This window comes from Xanthobacter variabilis, assembly GCF_043831965.2.
GTDB lineage: Bacteria > Pseudomonadota > Alphaproteobacteria > Rhizobiales > Xanthobacteraceae > Xanthobacter.
This window is the reverse complement of sequence record NZ_CM195533.1, coordinates 2281479-2303847: the sequence shown is the minus strand read 5'-3', so window position 1 is coordinate 2303847 and position 22369 is coordinate 2281479. Positions and strand designations below refer to the sequence as shown.

The window sequence follows — 22369 nt, the reverse complement described above, 5'->3', positions numbered from 1 at the left end:
GCCCCGGCCTCAGGCGGCGCGCAGGCGCGTCAGCAGAGCGTCCAGGGGCTCCGGCCGCGCAAACAGATAGCCTTGGGCCAGATGGCAGCCCTCCCCGCGCAGCCACCCTGCCTCGGTCTCCGTCTCGACCCCCTCGGCCAGCACGCGGAGCTTCATGCGGTGGCCAAGCTTCACCATCATCTCGACAATGGTGGTGTCGGTGCCGGGATCGCCCAGGCTGCTGACGAAGGAACGGTCGATCTTCAGCTTCGCCGGGTGCAGTGCGCGCAGCAAGGTGAGCGAGGAATATCCGGTGCCGAAATCATCAATGGCCAGGGGAAAGCCCATGGCCTGAAGCTCATTCAGCACGCTGCCCGCCTGCCGGTGCTGCTCCACGGCGATGGATTCGGTGATCTCCAGCTCGATGGTGCGCGGATCGACCCCGAACTCCTGGCAGCAGGCCAGCGCCTCATGGGCAAACTCCTCCCGCGCCAGCTGGCGCGGCGAAACGTTCACCGCCAAAGTGAGGCCGAAGCCCGCTTTGTTCAGCTCCGCCTGCGCCGCGCAGGACTTGCGCAGGATGCGAAGGCCCAAGGGCACGATGAGGCCGTTGGCTTCCGCAATGGCGATGAACTCCCCTGGAGGGATCACCCGCCCATCCGGCTGGGTCCAGCGGGCCAGCGCCTCCGCGCCTTCCACCCGGCCCGTGGCCAGATCCACCTGGGGCTGGAAGACGACGCCGATCTCATCGCGCTGCAGGGCCCGGTAGAGCTCGCGCGAGCGTATGAACCGCCGCTCGACGTCCACATCGAGGTCGGGCTCGTAATGGAGCGTTTCCGCCCCCCCGAGAAGGCGCGCCTTCTTCAGCAGCAGCAGGCCGGTGGCCAGCACGCTCTGGCCCGAGCCGCGGGCGTGATCCAGGTCGAGGCACGCGGAATCGACGCCGATGAAGGGCTCCCGCTGCGTATCCGGCCCGATTTCCAGCTCCTGCAGGCGCGAGGCGCAGACCAGATCGGAAGGACCGAGAACGGCAAAGGTATCCTCATGCAGGCGCGCCACCATGCAGGGCGGTGGGAACAGCTTCTGGAGCCTCTCCGCCACCACCTTGAGCATTTCGTTTCCCTGTTCAACGCCCAGCGAAACGCAGCTTTCCGAATACTGGTCCAGCTCCAGCATCAGCAGCATGCGATTGCGCGGCGCCGCCATGTCCAGGGCCGCATCCACCGCGCGGCGCAGGGCATTGGCATTGGGAATGGCGAGCAGCTGATCCTCATAGGCCAGCCGGTCGAGGCGGCTCGACAGGGCCACATTGGCCAAGCCGGTGGCGATGTTGCTGACGAACACGCGCAACAGCTCGCGCTCGGTGCCGTCCAGCGGCCGGCCGGTAGCCAGATAGGCGGCGGCGTGCCCGGTCTCCGGCTCGTTGCCCGGAAAGAACATGACCTGGCAATTGTCATCCTCCAGGGACTGCCGTCCCGCCAGCGTCACCTCAATCAGCCCCCGGATGCGACTGTCATCGAGGCCGGACAGCGCGCGCCCCAAGGCCCCCTGGAAGCGGCCGGCGGCGCCGATGATGGTGCTGACATCGCTCGCCGCGCTGTCCGCCCGCACGCAGACCAGGCCGTCGGCGGGCACCCCGAAGAGGCCGGCCAGCTCCAGGATCATGCGGCCGGCGAAATCCTCGAAGCCCCGAGCGCGCGACAAGGCGTTGCTGGCCTCGACGATGCTCTGCAGCCCACGCTGCGCCCGGCCGAGCGCCTGGATCTGCTCCCAGGTGCGCAGATTGCTCACCAGGATGCTGTGGAGGCGGGTATTGCTGAGCTCGGTCTTCAGCCAGTAGTCGGAAACGTCCAGCATCTCCAGCGAGGGCAGCATGGGCGCCATGCCCGGCTGGCCGGTGAGCAGCACGATGCGGACTTCCGCATTGCCCATCACCTCGCGCAGATTGCGCACAAGGCGAAGGCCCGCATCGTCCGTTTCCATGACCACGTCGAGCAGGACCAGCGCGATATCCGGCCGCTCCGACAGGATCTTGGCCGCCTGGGTGGCGGAGTTCGCCTTGAGGAATTCCACCGACGCATCCCGATACCGGAAGCGTGTCAGCGACAGTTCAAGGGAGCGCTGAAACAAGCCATCATCGTCGACGCTGAGAACGGTGATGCAAGGCACGTCAGCCGCAGCGAAATCACCTTGCCCCTCATCGGAGAAGGTAAACAGATCGTCCCGATCGATCGCTTCCCGAAGGTTGGTGTCCACCTTCCCCTCCCGCGCAACGATGTGAGACCCGACTACTACGTTGGTATAGGACTATAACCTGAGGTTGGCATTACGCCATACCTTCGATTGTATTTCTCGCGCTGACAAGCCCATTCTCAGGGCGCAGACAACCCAGCCGTGCTGCAACTGCGAGCATCCAGGGATGCCGACCAGCCGCCGGCGCGCGGAGCGCCAGGGCTATCCATGCAATGGGCGCGCCGGCGCATTCTGAGCCCCGGAGCCCAATGCCGTAAGGCCAGGTTGGATAACCAGCGTTCACATATGACGAAATGGCTTCGGCAGGGGTGGGCCGCGGGGACCGTGATGCCCCACGGCTGCGGCACGGCGGACAGCTTGAAGCGGACACCCGTGAGGCGCGGGCGCACGGCTCCCTCCGGCCCCGGTGCGGAATTTCCAGGAACGGGGAAGAGACACCGCGCGGCCAGCCTGAGCACCGCGCGCCCTGCTCTCTCCGCGGCAGCCCGCCTCTCAGGCCCGGTTGTTCAGGCCTTGTCGCGTGGGTCGTCGGCGATGAGGGAGGGTTCGGCGGCTTCTTCCTGGGCCAGGGCTTCCAGCACCTCGCCCTTGGCCGCGCGGCCGCCGGCGATGAAGCCGATCACCACCAGCTGCAGGAAGTGGTAGATCATGATCGGCGTGATGATCAGCGACAGCTGCGGCGAGGTGCCGAACATCACCTTGGCAATGGGAAGCCCCGTCGCCAAAGACTTCTTCGAGCCGCAGAACAGCACCGCCGTCGTGTCCGCGTGGTTGAACCCCGCAAACCGGCAGAACAGCCCCAGCAGCCAGTACACCACCGCGAACAGCAGCCCCACACCCGCCACCATGCCGATCAGCAGCAGCGCGCTGTGCCCGCTCCACACCCCTTCCGCGACACTGTCGCAGAACGCGTTGTAGACGATCGCCAGGATCACCGCCCGGTCCGCGATCTTCACGATCAGCTTGTGCTTCTCCACGAACGACAGCAGCAGCGGGCGCACCAGCTGGCCCACCACCAGCGGCAGGATGACGATCATGATGAGCTTCACGATCACATCGCCCAGCGCCATGGAGCCGCCGGTTGCGTGCAGGTACCACGCCATCAGCAGCGGCGTGACGAACACGCCGATCAGCGAGGAGATCGAGGCGTTGAAGATGGCCACCGGCACATTGCCCTTGGCCAGCGACGTCATCGCCACCGACGACGATACCGTGGACGGCAGCGCCGCCAGGAAGAAGAAGCCGATGCCCACTTCCTCCGGCATCAGCCGGTTGATGAGCGGCATGGCCAGCACCACCACCAGCGGGAACAGCGCGAAGGTGGCGAGCTGCACCACCAGGTGCAGCTGCCAGCGGGTCGCGCTCTCCAGCAGCCGCCGGGTGGCGAGCGACACGCCATAGAGGAAGAAGATGACGCCGATGCCCCAGGTGGCCGCGCGGTCCGCGTGGAGAAAGCCCCCGGTCACCCCCGGCTGCGGCCAGACCAGGGCAAGCACAACAACCGCCACAAGGGCAGGAAGAAACGGGTCAATCTTGATGCGTCGGGGCATGGAGGAGGTCATGGGCTGGGGCAGACGGCTTATGGCTTGAGGAACTCGGGGTGAGATCCTCCCTCGGCGACGGCGAATTTCCGAAGGAACGCGTCGGCCTGTTTTTGGCTGCTCCGGCCGCCGGAAAGGGTCCGGAACCGGGCGGGCTTGCCGCCGATCTGTGCCTCGGCAGCGCCGGCAACTTGGTCCGCGTTTCACTTTCGGTCAACCATGCTGCGCTTGCACCGCAGGCAAAAGACCCGGCACCCCCCGTCCGTCCCCAGAAATGCAGCGAAAGTGCAAGCGGCCGGCACGCCCGAAGTCCGCGGGCCAGCCGCTCCATTGCGATGCGCGCCCAGCTGGCCCAAGCTTGACCCCGCCACCGCAAGGCGAGCCGCGAGCCGGCTGAGGTGAGAATTGTGTCGGCCGCCGGGGCGGGTTATGAGTTAAAAAAACGCGCTTCGCCCAAACATCATGCACGATGATTTTGTAGGCGGGGCCACCAGAGCAGAGGGGTCAAGCGGCGGATGGACATCTTCCTCCAGCAGCTTATCAACGGATTGACCCTCGGGTCGATCTACGGCCTGATCGCCATCGGCTACACCATGGTGTTCGGCATCATCGGCATGGTGAACTTCGCGCACGGCGACGTGTTCATGGTGAGCGCCTTCATCGGCCTCATCTGCGTGCTGCTTCTGACGACGGTCATCGGCATCAGCTCCATTTTCCTCATCCTGGCCATCACGCTCGTTGTGGCCATGGTGTTCACCGGGCTGGTGAGCTGGGCCATCGAGCGGGTGGCCTATCGCCCCCTGCGCGGCTCGTTCCGCCTGGCGCCCATGATCTCCGCCATCGGCATGTCCATCTTCCTGTCGAACTTCGTGCAGGTGGCCCAGGGCCCGCGCAACAAGCCGCTGCCGCCCATGGTGCCCGACGTGATCGTGCTGATGGAGCGCAACGGCTATCAGGTCACCCTCGCCTACAAGCAGATCATCATCATGGCGGTCACCGCCGGGCTCCTGTTCGGCTTCTGGTGGCTGGTGCAGAAGACGCCCCTCGGCCGCGCCCAGCGCGCCTGCGAGCAGGACCGCAAGATGGCCGCCCTGCTCGGCATCAATGTGGACCGCACCATTTCCCTCACCTTCGTCATCGGCGCCGCCCTCGCCGCCGTCGCGGGGGTGATGTACCTGATGTATTATGGCGTCGTGAATTTCGCGGACGGCTTCGTGCCGGGGGTGAAGGCGTTCACCGCCGCCGTGCTGGGCGGCATCGGCTCGCTGCCCGGAGCGGTGCTCGGCGGCCTGCTGATCGGCCTCATCGAAACCTTCTGGTCCGCCTATTTCTCAATTGAATACAAGGATGTGGCGGCTTTCTCCATCCTCGTCGTCGTGCTCATCTTCATGCCCCAGGGCCTGCTCGGCCGGCCTGAAGTGGAGAAGGTGTGATGGCGGACCACCGTTCCGACCTGTGGGAGCGTGAGGACACGCCTCCCGAGGGCGCGCCGGCGCCCCAGCCGGCGCCGCCCGCCCCGCCGGCCCAGGCCGTGCTGCTGCCGGCGCTCAAGGATGCGGTGCTCAGCGGCATCATCACGGGCCTGCTGCTGTTGCCCCTGGTGGGCTTCCGCGCCACGGAGTCGGGCTCCGGGCCGCTCACCCTCACCTACCGGTTCGGGCTGGTGTCCGTGTTCGCCGGGCTGGTGATGGTTCTACGGCTAGTGCTGAACCTCACGGTGTGGCGTCCCGGCCGGCCACCGCGGGCGAAATCGGCCGCGCTGGCCGGCGTCTCACAGCGCATCGCGCCGGCGCTGAAGCCTGCCTTCTTCGCGTTTGCGCTGCTCTATCCCTTTATCGCTATTGTCTTTTCCGGCAGCCTCTCGCTCAGCCGCTATTGGGTGGATCTCGGCATCTACATTCTCACTTACGTGATGCTGGGGTGGGGCCTGAATATCGTGGTCGGCCTCGCGGGGCTGCTCGATCTCGGCTATGTCGCCTTCTATGCGGTGGGCGCCTACACCTTTGCCCTGCTCTCCAGCAGCGTGCCGCTGAATGCCTTCTTCGACGCCCATGTGGCGGAGGGCTTCTGGGCGTCGTGGTCGTTCTGGGTGTGCCTGCCGGTGGCCGGCCTGCTGGCCGGGCTCTGGGGCATCATCCTGGGCTTTCCGGTGCTGCGGCTGCGCGGCGACTATCTCGCCATCGTCACGCTGGCCTTCGGCGAGATCATCCGCCTGGTGCTCATTAACTGGGTGTCGCTCACCAATGGTGGGGCTGGCATTTCCTCCATTCCGCCCATCACCTTCTTCGGCGTGCCGTTCAATAGCGGTGATGATGGTTTCGCGGCCATTTTCGGCCTCGACTACAATTCCATGCACCGGATGATCTTCCTGTATTTCGTCATCCTGGGGCTGGCCGCGCTGACGGCGCTCGCCACCATCCGCCTGCGCAGCATGCCGGTGGGCCGGGCCTGGGAGGCGCTGCGCGAGGATGAGATCGCCTGCCGCTCGCTGGGCATCAACACCACGCTCACCAAGCTTACCGCCTTCGCCACCGGCGCCATGTTCGGCGGGTTCGCGGGGGCGTTCTTCGCGGTGCGGGTGCGGTTTGTCTCGCCCGAGAGCTTCACCTTCATGGAATCGGCGGTGATCCTGGCCATCGTGGTGCTGGGCGGCATGGGCTCGCAGATCGGGGTGGCCTCCGCCGCCATCCTGCTCATCGGCGGCATGGAGCTCTTGCGCAACCTCTCCTTCCTGAAGGCGGACTTCCTGTTCGGCTCCGATTTCGACCCCTCGCTGTATCGCATGCTCATTTTCGGCTTCGCCATGGTGGCGGTGATGGTGTGGCGCCCGCGCGGGCTGGTCGCCAATCGCATGCCCACCATATTCCTGAAGGAGCGCAAGGCCGTGTCCGGCGCCCTGGTGAAGGAGGGCCACGGCTGATGGCTGAAGCCGCCTCTCCCTCCCCCGCGCCGAAAAGCTGGGATCTCAACCCGCTGCTGAGGGTGGACCACCTCTCCATGCGCTTCGGCGGCCTGGTGGCGGTGGGCGACGTTTCGTTCCGCGCCGGCCGCGGCGAGGTCACGGCGGTGATCGGCCCCAACGGCGCCGGCAAGACCACCGTCTTCAACTGCATCACCGGCTTCTACAAGCCCTCCACCGGGCGGCTGGCCCTGATGCAGGGCGGCCCCGCCACCGATGCGGAGCTGGACGCGCTCACCTGCGGCGGCCTCGCCTCCGCCCGCACCGCGGCGGGCACCACCTATCTCCTGGAGCGCCTGGCCGATCACAAGGTCTCCTCCCGCGCCAAGGTGGCCCGCACCTTCCAGAACATCCGCCTGTTCGCGGGCATGACGGTGCTGGAAAACCTGCTGGTGGCGCAGCACATGTCGCTGACCCAGGCCGGCCTCATCAACCCCGCCGCGCTGCTGAACCTGCCCTCCTGGCGGCGCCAGCAGAAGCAGGCGGTGGACCACGCCCTGTACTGGCTCGACAAGATCGCGCTGACCGCCCGCGCCGACGATCCGGCCGGCGACCTGCCCTATGGCGACCAGCGGCGGCTGGAGATCGCCCGCGCCATGTGCACGCGCCCCGCGCTGTTGTGCCTGGACGAACCCGCCGCCGGCCTCAATCCCCGCGAATCCCTGGAGCTCAACACCCTGCTCCTCGCCATCCGCGCCGAGCACGAGACCTCCATCCTGCTCATCGAGCACGACATGAGCGTGGTCATGGGCATTTCCGACCACGTGGTGGTGCTGGAATATGGCCGCAAGATCGCCGACGGCACGCCGCAGGAGGTGCGCAACGATCCCAAGGTGATCGCCTCCTATCTGGGCGTGGAGGATGAGGAAGAGGTGGAAGCCGTGGCGGGAGTTCACGCATGACTGCTGCCACCGCCACCCCCCTGCTCTCGGTGCGGGGCGTGAAGACCTATTATGGCAACATCATCGCCCTGAAGGGCGTCGACGTGGATATCAAGGAGGGTGAGATCGTCACCCTCATCGGCGCCAACGGGGCCGGCAAATCCACGCTGATGATGACCATCTGCGGCTCGCCCCAGGCCCGCGAGGGGCGGGTGACCTTCGCGGGGCGCGACATCACGCGCCTGCCCACCCATGAGATCATGCGCCTGCGCATCGCCCAGTCGCCCGAAGGCCGGCGCATCTTCCCGCGCATGACCGTCTACGAGAACCTGCAGATGGGCGCCGCAATGGAGGGCGGCACCCATTTCGCGGAGGATCTCGAACGCATGTTCGAGCTTTTCCCCCGCCTGAAAGAGCGCATCGGCCAGCGCGGTGGCACCCTTTCCGGCGGCGAGCAGCAGATGCTCGCCATCGCCCGCGCGCTCATGAGCCGGCCGCGCCTGCTGCTGCTGGACGAGCCCTCTTTGGGCCTCGCGCCCCTGGTGGTGCGGCAGATTTTCGATGCCATCCGCATGCTGAACGAGACCGAGGGGCTCACCGTGTTCCTGGTGGAACAGAACGCCTACCACGCCCTGAAGCTGGCCCATCGCGGCTATGTAATGGTCAACGGCCTCATCACCATGAGCGGCACCGGCGCCGATCTTCTGGCCCGCCCGGAAGTGCGCGCCGCCTACCTTGAAGGGGGGCATTGAGATGGCGTCGGACCCCGGCCGCTCGTCCTCGCCATGGCTCATCGGCCCCATCATCGTGCTGGTGGGACTGGCCCTCGCCATCATCGCCTGGCCCGACGCGGTCATGGGCACCTCGCTCGGCGATTTCGTCCTGGTCTCGCTCGCCATGGGCGGCGGGGCCGCGTGGCTCACCGGCAAGGCGGTAGCGCGGGGCTGGGGTTCCCTGGCGCAGCTCGTCCTTTATTGCGCATTGCTCGCGGTGGCGGTGCGCTTCTGCCACTTCGCCCTGTTCAACGACGAGTTGCTGGAGCCGCTGACCTCGCTGGCCGAGTTCCTGTTCCTGCTGGCGGTGGCGGTGCTGGGGTTCCGTCACGTACGCAAGTGGCAGATGAGCGTGCAGTACGGCTGGATGTTCACCCCCGCCGGCCCCTTCAGCTGGCGGCGCCAGGACAGCGTCGAGGAGCCGTGAGGCCCCATCGACAGGCCCATCAATTGCGGCACAATGCGCCGCGCCATTTCCTGCCCGGCCGCGCCGAATCGCGGGGCGGGCACACGAGGGGAGAGATGAGATGAGGAAACTCTTGTTGGCGTCGCTTGCGCTCGGCGCCAGCCTCGCCTTCGCGGGCGGGGCCCAGGCTCAGGTGAAGATGGGCGTGGGCGGCCCCATGACCGGCGGCGCCGCGGCCTTCGGCGCCCAGCTCAAGACCGGCGCCGAGCAGGCGGTGGCCGACATCAATGCCCAGGGCGGCATTCTCGGCCAGAAGATCGAGCTTTCCGTGGGCGATGACGCGGGCAAGCCCGAGCAGGGCAAGTCCGCCGCCAACAAGTTCATTTCCGACGGCGTGAAGTATGTGGTCGGCCACTTCAACTCGGGCGTCTCCATCCCGGCATCGACCGACTATGAAGAAGCCGGTGTGCTGCAGATCAGCCCTGCATCCACCAACCCCACCTTCACCGAACGCAAGATGTGGAACACGTTCCGCACCTGCGGCCGCGACGACCAGCAAGGTTCGGTGGCCGGCGAATACATCGTCAAGAACTTCAAGGGCAAGAAGGTCGCCATCGTTCACGACAAGACCCCCTACGGCAAGGGCCTCGCGGACGAGACCCAGAAGGCCATGAACAAGGGCGGCATGAAGGAAGTCCTCTATGAGGGCATCAATCCCGGCGAAAAGGACTATTCGGCCCTCGTTTCCAAGCTGAAGGCCAATGGCATCGACCTCGTCTATTTCGGCGGCCTGCACCCGGAAGCCGGCCTCATCGTGCGCCAGATGCGCGACCAGGGCATGAACACCGTGCTGTTCGGCGGCGACGGCATCGCCGACAAGGAATACTGGACCATCGCTGGCCCCGGCGCCGCTGGCACGCTGATGACCTTCGGCCCCGATCCGCGCAACAACCCGGCCGCCAAGGATATCGTCGCCGCCTTCCAGGCCAAGGGCGTCGATCCTGAAGGCTATGTGCTCTATTCCTACGCCGCCGTTCAGGTGATCAAGCAGGCGGCTGAGGCGGCGAAGTCCCTCGACCCGAAGAAGATCGCGGCGGAAATCCATTCCGGCAAGGTGTTCAACACCGTGCTCGGCCCGCTCTCCTTCGACAAGAAGGGCGACATCACCAAGATCGACTACGTGGTCTATGAGTGGAAGGACGGCGCCTACAAGCAGCTCTGAGCTGAGCGCTGCGCCGAAGAAACGAAGCCCGCGCCTTGTGCGCGGGCTTTTTCATGGGACAAGGCCCGCCTCGCGGCTCCGCGGCAAACGCCCTCCGCAGCTTAGGCGGAAGGGTTGGGAGGAGCTGGCCGGCGAGCGGCAACCGCGCGGCGCCCTCTCAGCCGATGGTGGACAGCGCCGGAAAGGTCTCGATCAGCCAGTAGCTGGCATGGGCGATCCAGCCGGACATAAAGGCGATGCCGGTGAGCACCAGGAGCGCGCCCATCACCTTTTCCATCACCGGCAGCAGCTTGCGCACATGCACGAGGCTCGCCAGGAACGGGCGCACCGCCACCGCCGCCAGCAGGAACGGAACGCCGAGGCCCAGCGAATATGTGGCGAGCAGCAGCGCCCCCTTGGAAACCGCGCCCTCCGAGCCCGCCACCGCCAGGATGGCCCCCAGCACCGGGCCGAGGCACGGCGTCCAGCCAAACGCGAACGCAAGCCCCATGACGAATGCGCCCCACAGGCCGGTGGGCTCGTTCACATGCGGCCGCGCCGTGCGATGCAGGAGCTGGATGCGAAACACGCCAAGGAAGTTCAGCCCCATCACCAGAATGGCGAAGCCGGCGATGATGGACAGCACGTCCAGGTGGGCGCGCAGAAGGTCGCCGATGGCGGAGGCGCCCGCCCCCAGGAGCACGAACACCAGCGAGAAGCCGGAGACGAACAGCGCGGCCCCGAAGATGGCGCGCCGCCCCACCTCCTTCACCGGCTCATCGCCGGCCAGTTCCTCCAGGGTGCTGCCGCCCAGAAAGCACAGATAGGGCGGCACCAGCGGCAGCACGCAGGGGGACACGAAGCTTACGAGGCCAGCCAGGAAGGCGGCGGGAAGGGTGACGTCGGCCATGGAACCTTGACGGCAATCGTTCAAATCCGCCCCCCTCATGGGCCGTGCGGGCGCCGCCGGCAAGCCGCACTTCGCCGCGCTCCCCGGCTTGTGAGCGCTGCACGGGCCCAGTGCGCCCGCCCCAGGCCGTTTCCGCAGGCGCGAAGGCGCTCTACAAGGAGAGGCCAGCGGGAGGACACCATGCGCAATCTCATCACCGACGTTCCGGGCCTGAAGGTGGGACATGCGGACGACGCGCGTCGTGGCACCGGCGTCACCGTGGTGCTGTGCGATGAGCCCACCGTTGCCGCAGTGGATGTGCGCGGCGGCGGCCCCGGCACCCGCGAGAGCGATGCGCTCGGCCCCACCGCCACCGTGCAGGCGGTGGACGCGGTGGTGCTCTCCGGCGGCTCCGCCTTCGGGCTGGACGCGGCGGGCGGGGTGATGGCCGAGCTGGCGGCGCAGGGACGCGGCTTCGCGGTGGGAACGGCGCGAGTGCCCATCGTGCCCTCGGCCGTGCTGTTCGATCTGCTGAACGGCGGCGATAAGGCATGGGGCGCCGAGCCGCCTTATGGGCTACTCGGGCGCGCGGCGCTGAAGGCGGCGGCGCTCGACTTTGCTCTGGGCAGCGTCGGCGCCGGCCTGGGCGCCACTACAGCCACGGTGAAGGGCGGGCTCGGCTCCGCGTCCGCGGTCCTGCCTTCTGGCCATGTGGTCGGGGCGGTGGTGGCCGTGAACGCGGTGGGCAATCCGCTGTTCGGCACCGGCCCCTATTTCCGCGCGGCGCCTTATGAGCGCGCTGCGGAATTCGGCGGGCTGGGCCTGCCAGCCACGGTTCCCGACGAGGCCTCCGCCCCCGCCCTCAAGGGCCATGTGGCGCGCATGGCCACCACCCTGGCCGTCGTGGCGTGCGACGCCGTCCTGACGCCGGCCCAGACGCAACGCCTGGCCGTGATGGCGCAGGATGGGCTCGCTTTGTCGCTGTTTCCGATCCACACGCCGCTGGATGGCGACAGCGTGTTCGCCCTCGCCACCGGCCGCCGCCCCCTGGCCGAGCCCCTCCCCGATTTGGCGCGCATCGGCGCCTGCGCGGCGAGCGTGCTCGCCCGGGCGGTGGCGCGCGCGGTGTTCAGTGCCAAGGCCCTGCCCTTTCCAGGCGCGCAGCCCAGCTGGCGCGACCTGTTCGGCGCCCCTGCCACGCCGCTCCAGCCCTGAGAACCCGCCCGCACCGGCAAGGCCTGAACCAGGGGCAGGCGCCGTATTCCCCGCCGCGCGAGAGAGCGAACCACCCCCATGTTTCATCGAATCGGCCCGATGCTCTAAACCTCCAACCCTTGATGTGCTCTCCTCATCCGAGCGGCCGCGCAGTACCCGGAGCGCGCCGATGGACCTGCCGACGGACCTGCCGAAGGACCTGACATGACCGAACCGCGTTCCGCCGTGCCGCTTTCCACGCCCCCCAAGGCCCCCCGGCCCCGCCGCCGAGCCACGGAACGGGAGACGCCCCGGTTGGGCGGGGCCCTCATGGTGTTGTTTTGGTGCGCCTGCGGCATCACCGCCTTGCCCCTGGCGGCACTGTTTTCCCTGGTGGCGGCCACTGGCGTTTCCGGCGCGAGCTGGGCTTTGAGCGAGACTTTCGCCGGCTCCACCATCCAGGCGCAGCTGCTGCGGCTCGGCCTGTGGCCGCAGCTGGTCCTGTTCGCCTGGGGCGTCAGCTTCATCGTTCTCACGGTGATGAAGTCGCGCCATGCGCTCATGGTGTCGCCGGCCCTGCTGGCGGCCTGGGTGCTGGTTTCGGCCTACAGCCAGTTCGCCATCCGCTCCGCAATGGCGCCCGATGGCGCGACGGTGGCGGATTTCGCCGCCCTCGCGCCCGGCATCCTGGCGCAGGTGGTGGGTGCCGCCGCGCTGTTCGGCTACTTCCGGGAAGGCACGCGGCCACGGGAATATTACGTCAGGGGCTAGAGCATTTCCGAGCGAGGCCGAAGCCGGTTCGCTCGAAAACAGCGGGGCGGCGCGCCGCTACAGGAAGCGGCGTGCCGAGAAGGGCTTGGGATCGGTGAAAGGCTTCTGCCCGGTCATCATCTGCGCAAGCAGCAGGCCGGTGACGGGGCCGAGCGTGAGCCCCCAATGGCCGTGGCCGAGCGCCAGATGCAGGCCGCCAAGGCCCGGCGCCGGGCCGATGATGGGCTTTGAGTCCGGCAGCGCCGGGCGCCGTCCGAGCCATGGCTCGCTCTCGCGCACAGCGCCCAGGGGCAGCAACTCGCGGGCCAGGGGAATGTCGCGTGCCACCTGCACCGGTGTCGCCGCCGCATCGCGGGCGGCGAGCTCGACGCCCGTGGTCAGGCGAATGCCGTAACGCGTGCTTTGCAGCGCATAGCCGCCCGCCACGTCGACGATGGCGCGCCCGAGGCGCATGCCCCCTTCAGGCGCAAGGTGCACATGGTAGCCGCGCTTCGACACCAGCGGGACCTTCACGCCCAGCGGCTCCAGCACATCGAGGCTCCAGGGCCCCAAGGCCACCACCGCCTCTTCGGCATCCACCGGGCCCTCAGCGGTTTCCGCCCGCCAATAGGCGCCGGCGCGGCGCAGGCTGCGGGCATCGCCGTGCAGGAACAGGCCGCCGCGCGCTTCGAACAGGGCCGCATAGGCCTTCACCAGCCCGCCGGGGTCCGAGCAATTGTCGCAGTCGTGCCAGTGGATGGCCTTGACGAAATGGGGCTTCAGGGCCGGCTCGAGCGCCTGCGCGCCGCTCACGTCGAGCACCGTGTAAGCCACCTTGAGCTCATCGGCCAAGGCGCGCTCGGCGGCGGTGGCCTCGAAGGCAGCCTGGTCGCGGTAGAGCTTCAGCCAGCCGGTGGGGGTCAGCAGCCCCATGGCGCCGGCCGGCTCGGCGAGGGCATGGTGCTCGGCGCGGGCGCGGTTCAGCAGCGGGCGCAGGTCACGCGCGGTGGCGGCGAGCCCCTGCGGCGAGGAATTCTGGAGATAGGCCCACAGCCAGGGGGCGAGCGCCGGCAGGTCGGAAAGGTGGTAATTGCTCTCGGGCGCCTGCTTCAAGGCGTGGCGCAGCAGCGTGACGGGATCCTGCGGGAAGGCCACAGGGAAAAGGGCGCTGCCCTCGATGACCCCGGCATTGCCGAACGAGGTGCCATCCCCCGGCGCCGCGCGATCCATGAGCACCACGGACAGCCCCTGCGCCTTGAGGTGCAGCGCCACGCAGACCCCGACGATTCCCGCCCCCAGAACGACCACATCACAACGCGCCATGACACTGAGTCTCCCCGTGGGATGCTCGATCTTAGGCGCGAGCGATGACACGAGCACGCCCATCCTGGGGCGGCAAGGAGGCGAGCGACAGAGCCCGAGCTCTCACGCCCTGCGGAGCGACCATGCCACCGCCCCGGCGACCGCCAGCAGGGTCGCCGCAAGGCCGTACCAGGTCAGCGCATATTCCAGGTGGCGGTTGGGAAAGGCGAGGCGGGTGGTGCCGGCCAAAGGCAGGCCCCCGGGCACCGGGCCCGGGTCGAGGTCGATGATGAAGGGCGCTGCCCCGTGAAGCCCACGCGCCAGGGCGATGCTCGCCGGGTCTCGACGGTAGAAGGCGCCGTGGGCGGCATCGTTGCGGGGCACGAACCAGCTTGCATCCTCCGGCAGGCGCAGCAGGCCGGTGATCTCCACCTCCCCCGTCACCTGCCCCGCCGCGCGGCCCTGCGGATCGCGCCGATCCTCCGGCACGAAGCCGCGATTGACCAGGATGGGCGGTTCCCCCACCCGCATCAAAGGCGTGATGACGAACGCGCCGGGGCCGTAAGGCGGCCCCTCCTGCGTTCCGCGCACGGTGTAGACGAGCGTTTCGCGCACATGGTCGAACACGCCGCGCACCCGGACATGGAGATATTCATCGGCCTCCCGTGTCAGCAGCGGCCAGCGCGCGGGCGACGGGACCTCCTGCGGGGTCGCATGGGCGCGGGCGACGGCGACGGCCACCAGATGTTCCTTCCACCCCAGGCGCTGGAGCTGCCAGGTGCCGAGCCCCGCCAACACCACCACTCCGACAGCCACCGCCAGCAGCGCGGCGATGGAGAAGGCGGGGCGCAGGCGTTGATCCACCGGCCGCGGCGGGTCGGCGGGCGGCGCGGCGAGATGCATCCTGATCCGCCCTTTCGCCGCCATCACGGGGGTGCTCTCCGGTCGAGCCGCCCCTCCTGCGCGCGGTGACGATATTGAAGCGCCACCATCACCCCCTTAAGCGGCCGCAGCAGGCCGAGCGTGACCACCAGGATGGCCGGGATCCACAAGGCGGCGTGCACCCAGAGCGGCGGCTCGTAGACCGCCTCCACCCACAGCGCCAGCGCCACCACCACGCATCCGCCGATGAGGATGACGAACACCGCCGGCCCGTCCCCGGAATCGGCGAAGGCATAATCAAGCCCGCAGACATCACACCGCGGCGCGAGGCTCAGGAACCCCTTGAACAGGTGCCCCCGCCCGCAGCGCGGGCAGCGCCCAGCCACGCCGGCGGCAAATGCGGGGGCGCCTTCATGATGCGGGGCAGAGGGCATGTTCCGGCTCCCTCAATGGGTGGAACCACCAATGGAACCCCACACATAGATGAAGGCGAACAGGAACACCCACACCACGTCCACGAAGTGCCAATACCAAGCGCCGGCCTCGAAGCCGAAATGACGCTCGGGCGTGAAATCCCCCTGATAGGCGCGCACCAGGCACACCGCGAGGAACGCCGTGCCCACGATCACATGGAAGCCATGGAAGCCCGTGGCCATGAAGAAAGTGGAGCCATAGATGTTGCCGGCGAAGGCGAAATGGGCGTGAGCGTATTCATAGGCCTGGAGCGAGGTGAACAGCAGGCCGAGGCCCACCGTGCTCCACAGCCCCCATTTCAGCCCGTCCCGATCATTCTCGATGAGGGCATGGTGGGCCCAGGTGAGGGTGGTGGCGGAGGTGAGCAGGATCAGCGTGTTGAGCAGCGGCAGGTGCCACGGGTCCAGGGTCTCGATGCCCTGTGGCGGCCACACCCCGCCGAGCACCTCGGTGCGTTGGAAGGTGATGGCATCCCCCGGGAACAAAGACGAGTTAAAGAAGGCCCAGAACCACGCCACGAAGAACATCACCTCCGAGGCGATGAACAGGATCATGCCGTAGCGCAGGCCCAGCACCACCACCTGGGTGTGAAAGCCCTGGTGCCCCTCGCGGATCACGTCCCGCCACCAGCCCGCCATGGTGAAGACGATGCCGAGCGCCCCCAGCGTCATGTAGAGCGCCGTGCCGCCGTGCATCCACAGCACCGCGCCCGCCGTCATCACCAGCGCGGAGGCCGAGCCGACAATGGGCCAGGGGCTGGGATTGACCACATGATAATCATGCCCCCTGGTGTGAGCCTGAAGGGGTGCGTGAGCCTCCACATCCGTATGGGCCATGGCGAACGGCCTCCCTTGCCTTCCATGCCTCGTTTGCAGCGCCCGGAACTGGCGGGCGCCTGGTTTCAGCCCGGCGGCGCGCTCGCCGCCCGCGCGGTGCCCTCCGGCGCCGCGGAGGCCCCGCGCCCCTCTCCCGCCGCCGCCCGCGTGCGCGCGGGGAAGAAGGTGTAGGACAGGGTGATGGCGGGCAGGCTCCGCAGATCGGGATCATCGAGAATGGCCGGATCCACATAGAAGGCGACCGGCAGGTCCGCCTTCTCATGGGGGCCCAGATGCTGTTCCTCGAAGCAGAAGCACTGCATCTTCACGAAATAGGCGCCGGCCTGGGGCGGCGACACATTGTAGGTGGCATTGGCCGCCGTCTCGGTGGCGGAGCTGTTGCGGGCGCCGTAATAGGCAAGGCTCGGGGCGCCGATGCGCACCACCATTTCCCGTTCCTGCGGCGCAAAGCTCCAGGGCAGGCCCGCGGCCACATTGGCATCGAAGCGGATGGCGATCTGGCGGTGCTCCGCCCGCTCCGGGGCGCGGGCCGCAACGCGGGTGCTGCCGCCGAAACCGGTGAGGGTGCAGAAGGCGGCATAAAGCGGCACCGAGGCATAGGTGACCCCGACCATGACGCCCACAAACGCCGCGAGCGCCACCGCCACCATCCGTCCCCTGCCCTGCCTCCTCATCGCCCTTCTCCTTCCACCGGCGCTAGAGCGGCCGGTCCAGCACGCCGGGGCCGAGCTTGACGATGGTGACCGCATAGAAAAGCAGCGCCAGCGCCGCCAGGACCAGCGCGATGGCGATGCTGCGGGCCCGGCGGCTGCGGCTCTGCTCGGGTGTCAGCACCACGCCGTCCTCGGGGCCCTGCTGGCGCGGCAGGTGGATCACCGGCGCGCTGCGCACGGTGGCGTTCGCGGAGGCCGGCGGCCGGCGCCGGCGGCCATGCTCGCCGCCAGCGTCGACACCCGGCTTGAAGGTCCTGCTGCTCGTCACCACGGGCGTGCCTCCACGAGATGCGCCGCCAGCGCTTCCCCCAGGAGGGTCGCGAACAGCGCAAAGAGATAGAGAATGGAAAAGCCGAACAGGCCACGTGCCGCCTTCACCGCGGCTTCCCCCTGCCGGGTGCGGAAGACCCGCACCGCCAGGCGCACCATCATCGCACCCGCCAGCACCGCCACCAGGCCATAGACCGGCCCGGCGAAGCCCAGCAGCGCGGGGCTCGCGGCCACCGGCGCCAGCACCAGGGCATAAAGCAGGATCTGGAGCCGGGTCTGGTCCGCTCCCGCCACCACCGGCAGCATGGGCACGCCGGCGCGGGCATAGTCATCGGCCCGGAACAGGGCGAGCGCCCAGAAGTGGGGCGGCGTCCAGAAGAAGATGATGGCCACCATCAGCACCGGTTCCAGCGACACCGTGCCGGCGGCGGCCGCCCAGGCGACCAGCGGCGGCAGCGCGCCGGCGAGGCCGCCGATGACGATGTTCTGCGGCGTCGTCCGCTTCAGCCACATGGTGTAGACGCCCACATAGAAAGCGATGGTGAAGGCCAGCAGCGCCGCCGCCAGCACGTTCACCAGCAGCCCCAGCACCACCACCGAGAAGGCTGAGAGCGTGAGGCCGAAAGCCAGCGCCTCCTGCGGGGAAACGCGCCCGGCGGGGATGGGGCGGCCCCGGGTCCGGCTCATGACCGCATCGATGTCCGCATCCCACCACATGTTGAGCGCGCCGGCCGCGCCCGCGCCCACGGCGATGCACAGGAGGGCGGTGAAGCCCAGGAGTGGATGCAGATCGCCCGGCGCGCGCAGCAGCCCGGCCAGGGCGGTGAACACCACCAGCGACATCACGCGCGGCTTCAGCAGCGCGATATAATCCCGCGGTGTCGCCAGCCCTTCCGCCAGCGCCGCGCCCGCCTGCGGGGCGGATGGTCCGATGCCGATACCCACATCGCTCATGACGAAACCCCTCACGACACGCGTTCAGGCTTGCGGGCTTGTCGGGAGGCGGCGGCGTCTGCCCTCGCCGCCGCCCCCCTTCGCCATCCTCAGCGGATCCGCGGCAGCACCTCGAACGGGTGGAACGGCGGCGGCGAGGACAAGGTCCATTCCAGCGTGGTGGCGCCCTCTCCCCACGGATTGTCGCCGGCCCGCTCCTTGCGCAGGAAGGCGAGCGTGGTGCCCGTGAGGAAGATGAGCACGGCGACCCCCGAGATGTAGGAGCCCACGGAGGAAACGAAATTCCAGGGCGCGAACGCATCCGGATAGTCCGCATAGCGGCGCGGCATGCCGGCAAGGCCCAGGAAGTGCTGCGGAAAGAAGACAAGGTTCACACCGATGAAGGTGACCCAGAAGTGCAGCTTGCCCCAGAATTCAGGGATCATGTAGCCGAACATCTTCGGGAACCAGTAATACCAGCCCGCGAAGATGGCGAACACCGCGCCCAGCGACAGCACATAGTGGAAATGCGCCACCACATAATAGGTGTCGTGCAACGACCGGTCGATGCCGGCATTGGACAGCACCACGCCCGTGACGCCGCCCACGGTGAAGAGAAAGATGAAGCCGATAGCCCACAGCATGGGCGTGCGGAACTGGATGGAACCGCCCCACATCGTGGCGATCCAGGAGAAGATCTTCACCCCCGTCGGCACCGCGATAATCATGGTGGCGGCCACGAAATAGGACTGCGTGCCGGCCGAAAGGCCCACCGTATACATGTGGTGCGCCCACACCACGAAGCCGACGAGGCCGATGGCCACCATCGCATAGGCCATGCCCAGATAGCCGAACACGGGCTTGCGGGCGAAGGTCGCCACCACATGGGAGATGATGCCGAAGCCCGGCAGGATCAGGATGTAGACTTCCGGATGGCCGAAGAACCAGAACAAATGCTGGAACAGGATGGGGTCGCCCCCGCCCGCCGGATCGAAGAAGGTGGTGCCGAAGTTGCGGTCCGTCAGCAGCATGGTGATGGCGCCCGCCAGCACCGGCAGCGACAGCAGCAGCAGGAAGCCGGTGACCAGCTGCGACCACACGAACAGCGGCATCTTGTGCAGCGTCATGCCCGGCGCGCGCATGTTGAAAATGGTGGTGATGAGGTTGATGGCCCCGAGCAGGGACGACACGCCCGCCAGGTGCAGCGCGAAGATGAGCAGGTCCATGGCCGGGCCCGGATGGCCAAGCTTGGAGGACAAAGGCGGATAGATGGTCCACCCGCCGCCGAAGCCGTTGGCCCCCGGCGCGCCTTCCACGAACAATGACGCGCCGGCCAGGATGAAGGCGGGCGGCAGCAGCCAGAAGGCGATGTTGTTGATGCGCGGAAACGCCGTATCCGGCGCGCCGATCATCAGTGGCACGAAGTAATTGCCATAGCCGCCGATGAGCGCGGGCATCACCATGAAGAAGATCATGATGAGCCCGTGCGCCGTTGTGAAGACGTTGAACACCTGCGGATCGGAAAAGATCTGCATGCCCGGCTGCTGCAGCTCCAGGCGAATGCCGATGGACAGGGCTCCACCCGTAATCCCCGCCACGATGGCGAAGATCAGGTACATCAGGCCGATGTCCTTATGGTTGGTGGAGAACAGCCAGCGCCGCCACCCGGTGGGGATGGGCGCGTGACCGGCATCCGACAGCGCATAACTGGCCATGCCATGTCCTTCCCTGGTGCGTTTCTTCCCCAGGGTCCGCCCAGTGAACTGCCATCACCAGCGACCCTCGCTTTTTATTTTCAGTGCCGCAGGCAAAACCTGCGGAAGCCCTGCGGGGCACCCTGAAGTCCGAGGCTGCCAGGGCCCCCGGGGTTCTGCGCCCCGGTGGTGCCCCGGCCCCTCTGTCCCCCTCGGCCCCGCCGGTCACCGCGGATGCGGATGCGATGGGTCGAAGGTGAAATCCAAATGCCGGCCCGCCGCGCCAAACGCCTCAGCGCGCCTCCGCCAACCGCCCACGCGCGTCGCCGGACGAGGCGAACTTGCCCTTGGCGCTCGCGACCCAGGCCTGGAAGTCCTTTTCGCTCAGAGCCCGCACGGCGATGGGCATGAAAGCGTGATCGCGCCCGCACAGCTCCGAGCACTGGCCGTAATAGACACCCTCCTTGGTCACCTTGAACCAGGTCTCGTTCAAGCGGCCCGGCAGGGCGTCGATCTTGATGCCGAACGAGGGCACGGCGAAGGAGTGGATCACGTCCGCCGCCGTCACCTGCATGCGGATCACCTTGTTCACCGGGACCACCAGCTCGTTGTCCACGGTGAGAAGGCGCGGCTGGCCCGCCTTGAGGTCCGCGTCCTGCACCAGCAGGGAGTCGAAGGCAAAGCCGCCATGGTCCGGATATTCATAGGACCAGTACCACTGGTGCCCCACGGCCTTCAGCGTCAGGTCGGCGGTGGGTACCCGCAACTCCAGGTGGAGCAGGCGGAAGGAAGGAATCGCGATGGCCACCAGGATCATCACCGGCACCACCGTCCACATCACCTCGATGAGGGTGTTGTGACTGGTGCGGGAAGGCACCGGATTGGCCTTCTCGTTGAAGCGCACAACCACAATGGCCAGCAGCACCAGCACGAACAGCACGATGGAAGTGATGATGACCAGCAGGAAGCTGTTGAAAGAGCGGATGCTCTCCATCACCGGCGTGGCTGCGCCCTGCAGGTTCATCTGCCATGGAGAAGGTTGGCCGGTGCCCGCATGGGCAGCCGGAGCGAGAAACAGCGCCGCGGAGAAACTCGACGCGACGCAAGCGGCAATGCCCCTGCGCGACATCTCTTGTTCGCCTCTTCCCTGCCTCGGCTATGAGCTGCCGATGTGCGTGCCTGATATGCCCGCCTGGGGCGGACGGCCCGGCTTTCGCCGCATTTGCCGGCTTTTGCGCCGGTTATGCTCAGGCTGCCATCATCACGTATTTTCGGCAAACACATTCGATTGTGCTTTGCAATGCGACATGGCAACTTTTTGATGCGACACAGTAGCGCCTACGCTGCGAACGCACCCTTTCAGCAAGGCAGCCTTTCGTGCGCGCTGCATTTATCGCAGCGGATCATGGAATTGCGAGGTTCCGCTTGGCCTGCCTGAAGGCGCCTCGCCCGGGCGACGTGGGGACAAAGCGAGACAATTTACCGCAGCCCATCCCGCGGAAATTCGTTCAGTGTGCGCCGCAGCAACGCCGATACGGGCCTTTCCGGGGCTCCACCTGAGCGCATGGCGCGACCCGACGCGGAATCGCCCCATTGTTGACAGGAACGCCTGAGCATTAAGGCAATCGTTGCGAAATGCCGCTATTCGAGATGGAGCTCGGCCCGTGGTCGAGGCGCCCGCAGCTTCCGGAGTCGTGTTGATGGTCGTGTCGTCCCGTGGTCTCCCCCTTTTCCCGGCCTCGCGCGGCGTGGCTTTGCGCGGCGGAGCCGGGTGGTGGGCCCGCGCCTTTTCCGCTCTCGGCGGCCTCAAGGGACTGCTGCTGGTCGCGACCCTCGCCGTCGCCGCCCTCGGTTCCTCCAGCCCCGCCGCAGCCCAGGGCGTGGTGAAGTCGGTGCACGGGGAATGGCAGATCCGCTGCGACACCCCGCCCGGTGCCCAGGGTGAGCAGTGCGTGCTGCTGCAATCGGTGCAGGCGGAGGACCGGCCCAATGTGGGCCTGACCGTCATCGTGCTGAAGACTGCCGACCAGAAGAGCCGCCTGCTGCGCGTACTCGCCCCCCTCGGCGTGCTGCTGCCGGCCGGCCTCGGCCTCAAGATCGACGACCAGGACGTGGGCCGGGCCGGCTTCGTGCGCTGCCTGCCCAACGGCTGCGTGGCCGAGGTGGTGATGGACGACAACCTCATCTCCCGCCTGAAGAGCGGCAAGCAGGCCACCTTCATCATCTTTCAGACCCCTGAGGAAGGCATCGGCGTGCCGCTGAGCCTGGAGGGCTTCGGCCCGGGCCTGGACGCGCTGAAGTGAGCGTCTCGGCAGCACGCGCCGCGCGCGGCGTGACATGCTTGCCGCAGCGTTCAAGTTTCTGAGCGTCACCCCCGACATTGCCCCATCGGCGGCACGGTTTGGTCACGCTTTGATGCGCTCTTAGGGTCCGCGCGGG

Annotated in this window: 21 protein-coding genes; 9 read left to right on the top strand and 12 right to left on the bottom strand. The window is 67.6% G+C overall.

All coding sequences use genetic code 11. The features are described from left to right. Positions 1-9 precede the first annotated feature (9 nt). Positions 10-2235 carry a GGDEF/EAL domain-containing response regulator gene (locus V5F26_RS09925; protein WP_394945837.1) on the bottom strand — a complete coding sequence of 742 codons (2226 nt, stop codon included), beginning with the start codon at positions 2233-2235 and terminating at the stop codon, positions 10-12. Positions 2236-2738: 503 nt separating this feature from the next. Next, a complete protein-coding gene (locus V5F26_RS09920; RefSeq protein ID WP_509210499.1) occupies positions 2739-3782 on the bottom strand; it encodes a bile acid:sodium symporter in 1044 nt (347 codons plus the stop codon). Positions 3783-4288: 506 nt separating this feature from the next. Here V5F26_RS09920 and V5F26_RS09915 point away from each other — a divergent pair. The 6 genes from V5F26_RS09915 (at position 4289) to V5F26_RS09890 (ending at position 10014) form a co-directional block, all read left to right on the top strand. Further along, entirely contained in the window at positions 4289-5206 is a 918-nt protein-coding gene (locus tag V5F26_RS09915) for an ABC transporter permease subunit (protein WP_234052446.1), read from the top strand. After that, entirely contained in the window at positions 5206-6693 is a 1488-nt protein-coding gene (livM, locus tag V5F26_RS09910) for a high-affinity branched-chain amino acid ABC transporter permease LivM (protein ID WP_394947935.1), read from the top strand. The genes V5F26_RS09915 and livM overlap by 1 nt, the downstream gene beginning before the upstream one ends. Continuing rightward, complete coding sequence (locus V5F26_RS09905; RefSeq protein WP_394947934.1) at positions 6693-7634, top strand: ABC transporter ATP-binding protein; 942 nt, start codon at positions 6693-6695, stop codon at positions 7632-7634. Before livM ends, V5F26_RS09905 begins: the two co-directional genes overlap by 1 nt. Beyond that, positions 7631-8365: an ABC transporter ATP-binding protein gene (locus V5F26_RS09900; protein WP_394054449.1), complete on the top strand. Its 735-nt coding sequence runs from the start codon at positions 7631-7633 to the stop codon at positions 8363-8365. Before V5F26_RS09905 ends, V5F26_RS09900 begins: the two co-directional genes overlap by 4 nt. 1 nt (position 8366) lies before the next feature. Then, positions 8367-8813 (top strand): DUF6867 family protein, encoded by a 447-nt coding sequence (locus V5F26_RS09895; protein ID WP_394054451.1) that lies wholly within the window; start codon positions 8367-8369, stop codon positions 8811-8813. 100 nt (positions 8814-8913) lie between these two features. Beyond that, positions 8914-10014, top strand: coding sequence for a branched-chain amino acid ABC transporter substrate-binding protein (locus V5F26_RS09890; RefSeq protein WP_394054453.1), 1101 nt, complete (start codon positions 8914-8916; stop codon positions 10012-10014). A gap of 157 nt (positions 10015-10171) precedes the next feature. Here V5F26_RS09890 and V5F26_RS09885 read toward each other — a convergent pair whose 3' ends face one another. Next, a complete protein-coding gene (locus V5F26_RS09885) occupies positions 10172-10903 on the bottom strand; it encodes a cytochrome c biogenesis CcdA family protein (protein WP_234052452.1) in 732 nt (243 codons plus the stop codon). Between the two features lie 180 nt (positions 10904-11083). Between V5F26_RS09885 and V5F26_RS09880 the strand changes: the two genes are divergently transcribed. Both V5F26_RS09880 and V5F26_RS09875 read left to right on the top strand, forming a co-directional pair. Next, complete coding sequence (locus V5F26_RS09880; protein ID WP_394947933.1) at positions 11084-12097, top strand: P1 family peptidase; 1014 nt, start codon at positions 11084-11086, stop codon at positions 12095-12097. A gap of 204 nt (positions 12098-12301) precedes the next feature. Next, positions 12302-12847: a hypothetical protein gene (locus V5F26_RS09875; protein WP_394054457.1), complete on the top strand. Its 546-nt coding sequence runs from the start codon at positions 12302-12304 to the stop codon at positions 12845-12847. A 57-nt stretch (positions 12848-12904) separates the two neighbouring features. Here the strand turns inward: V5F26_RS09875 and V5F26_RS09870 are convergent, their stop codons facing one another. The 9 genes from V5F26_RS09870 to coxB all read right to left on the bottom strand — a co-directional run bounded on the left by V5F26_RS09870 (position 12905) and on the right by coxB (position 21059). Further along, positions 12905-14149 carry an NAD(P)/FAD-dependent oxidoreductase gene (locus V5F26_RS09870; protein ID WP_394947932.1) on the bottom strand — a complete coding sequence of 415 codons (1245 nt, stop codon included), beginning with the start codon at positions 14147-14149 and terminating at the stop codon, positions 12905-12907. A 102-nt stretch (positions 14150-14251) separates the two neighbouring features. After that, on the bottom strand, positions 14252-15031 hold the full coding sequence (locus V5F26_RS09865; protein WP_394947931.1) for an SURF1 family protein: 780 nt from the start codon (positions 15029-15031) through the stop codon (positions 14252-14254). Between the two features lie 23 nt (positions 15032-15054). Next, positions 15055-15444: a DUF983 domain-containing protein gene (locus V5F26_RS09860; protein ID WP_394947930.1), complete on the bottom strand. Its 390-nt coding sequence runs from the start codon at positions 15442-15444 to the stop codon at positions 15055-15057. Positions 15445-15456: 12 nt separating this feature from the next. Continuing rightward, on the bottom strand, positions 15457-16320 hold the full coding sequence (locus tag V5F26_RS09855; protein ID WP_394054463.1) for a cytochrome c oxidase subunit 3: 864 nt from the start codon (positions 16318-16320) through the stop codon (positions 15457-15459). A 65-nt stretch (positions 16321-16385) separates the two neighbouring features. Continuing rightward, positions 16386-16994, bottom strand: a complete 609-nt coding sequence (locus tag V5F26_RS09850) for a cytochrome c oxidase assembly protein (protein ID WP_394947929.1) — start codon at positions 16992-16994, stop codon at positions 16386-16388. A 22-nt stretch (positions 16995-17016) separates the two neighbouring features. Then, complete coding sequence (locus tag V5F26_RS09845; protein WP_370640750.1) at positions 17017-17196, bottom strand: cytochrome c oxidase system small membrane protein; 180 nt, start codon at positions 17194-17196, stop codon at positions 17017-17019. Positions 17197-17297: 101 nt separating this feature from the next. Beyond that, positions 17298-18257 (bottom strand): heme o synthase, encoded by a 960-nt coding sequence (gene cyoE / locus V5F26_RS09840; RefSeq protein ID WP_394947928.1) that lies wholly within the window; start codon positions 18255-18257, stop codon positions 17298-17300. Between the two features lie 89 nt (positions 18258-18346). Further along, complete coding sequence (gene ctaD, locus V5F26_RS09835) at positions 18347-19951, bottom strand: cytochrome c oxidase subunit I (protein WP_234052460.1); 1605 nt, start codon at positions 19949-19951, stop codon at positions 18347-18349. A 271-nt stretch (positions 19952-20222) separates the two neighbouring features. Continuing rightward, the gene (gene coxB / locus V5F26_RS09830) at positions 20223-21059 is read right to left on the bottom strand and encodes a cytochrome c oxidase subunit II (protein WP_394947927.1); all 837 of its coding nucleotides are present in this window, start codon (positions 21057-21059) and stop codon (positions 20223-20225) included. A gap of 571 nt (positions 21060-21630) precedes the next feature. On the opposite strand from coxB, the gene V5F26_RS09825 reads away from it, so the two are divergent. Beyond that, positions 21631-22233, top strand: coding sequence for an invasion associated locus B family protein (locus V5F26_RS09825; RefSeq protein ID WP_234054545.1), 603 nt, complete (start codon positions 21631-21633; stop codon positions 22231-22233). Positions 22234-22369 lie beyond the last annotated feature (136 nt).

Bases quoted from the DNA above. Each gene is read 5' to 3' on its own strand.
- V5F26_RS09920 (WP_509210499.1), bottom strand. From the start codon at position 3,782: ATGCCCCGACGCATCAAGATTGACCCGTTTCTTCCTGCCCTTGTGGCG.
- V5F26_RS09915 (WP_234052446.1), top strand. From the start codon at position 4,289: ATGGACATCTTCCTCCAGCAGCTTATCAACGGATTGACCCTCGGGTCG.
- livM (WP_394947935.1), top strand. From the start codon at position 5,206: ATGGCGGACCACCGTTCCGACCTGTGGGAGCGTGAGGACACGCCTCCC.
- V5F26_RS09905 (WP_394947934.1), top strand. From the start codon at position 6,693: ATGGCTGAAGCCGCCTCTCCCTCCCCCGCGCCGAAAAGCTGGGATCTC.
- V5F26_RS09900 (WP_394054449.1), top strand. From the start codon at position 7,631: ATGACTGCTGCCACCGCCACCCCCCTGCTCTCGGTGCGGGGCGTGAAG.
- V5F26_RS09895 (WP_394054451.1), top strand. From the start codon at position 8,367: ATGGCGTCGGACCCCGGCCGCTCGTCCTCGCCATGGCTCATCGGCCCC.
- V5F26_RS09890 (WP_394054453.1), top strand. From the start codon at position 8,914: ATGAGGAAACTCTTGTTGGCGTCGCTTGCGCTCGGCGCCAGCCTCGCC.
- V5F26_RS09885 (WP_234052452.1), bottom strand. From the start codon at position 10,903: ATGGCCGACGTCACCCTTCCCGCCGCCTTCCTGGCTGGCCTCGTAAGC.
- V5F26_RS09880 (WP_394947933.1), top strand. From the start codon at position 11,084: ATGCGCAATCTCATCACCGACGTTCCGGGCCTGAAGGTGGGACATGCG.
- V5F26_RS09875 (WP_394054457.1), top strand. From the start codon at position 12,302: ATGACCGAACCGCGTTCCGCCGTGCCGCTTTCCACGCCCCCCAAGGCC.
- V5F26_RS09870 (WP_394947932.1), bottom strand. From the start codon at position 14,149: ATGGCGCGTTGTGATGTGGTCGTTCTGGGGGCGGGAATCGTCGGGGTC.
- V5F26_RS09865 (WP_394947931.1), bottom strand. From the start codon at position 15,031: ATGCATCTCGCCGCGCCGCCCGCCGACCCGCCGCGGCCGGTGGATCAA.
- V5F26_RS09860 (WP_394947930.1), bottom strand. From the start codon at position 15,444: ATGCCCTCTGCCCCGCATCATGAAGGCGCCCCCGCATTTGCCGCCGGC.
- V5F26_RS09855 (WP_394054463.1), bottom strand. From the start codon at position 16,320: ATGGCCCATACGGATGTGGAGGCTCACGCACCCCTTCAGGCTCACACC.
- V5F26_RS09850 (WP_394947929.1), bottom strand. From the start codon at position 16,994: ATGAGGAGGCAGGGCAGGGGACGGATGGTGGCGGTGGCGCTCGCGGCG.
- cyoE (WP_394947928.1), bottom strand. From the start codon at position 18,257: ATGAGCGATGTGGGTATCGGCATCGGACCATCCGCCCCGCAGGCGGGC.
- ctaD (WP_234052460.1), bottom strand. From the start codon at position 19,951: ATGGCCAGTTATGCGCTGTCGGATGCCGGTCACGCGCCCATCCCCACC.
- coxB (WP_394947927.1), bottom strand. From the start codon at position 21,059: ATGTCGCGCAGGGGCATTGCCGCTTGCGTCGCGTCGAGTTTCTCCGCG.
- V5F26_RS09825 (WP_234054545.1), top strand. From the start codon at position 21,631: ATGGTCGTGTCGTCCCGTGGTCTCCCCCTTTTCCCGGCCTCGCGCGGC.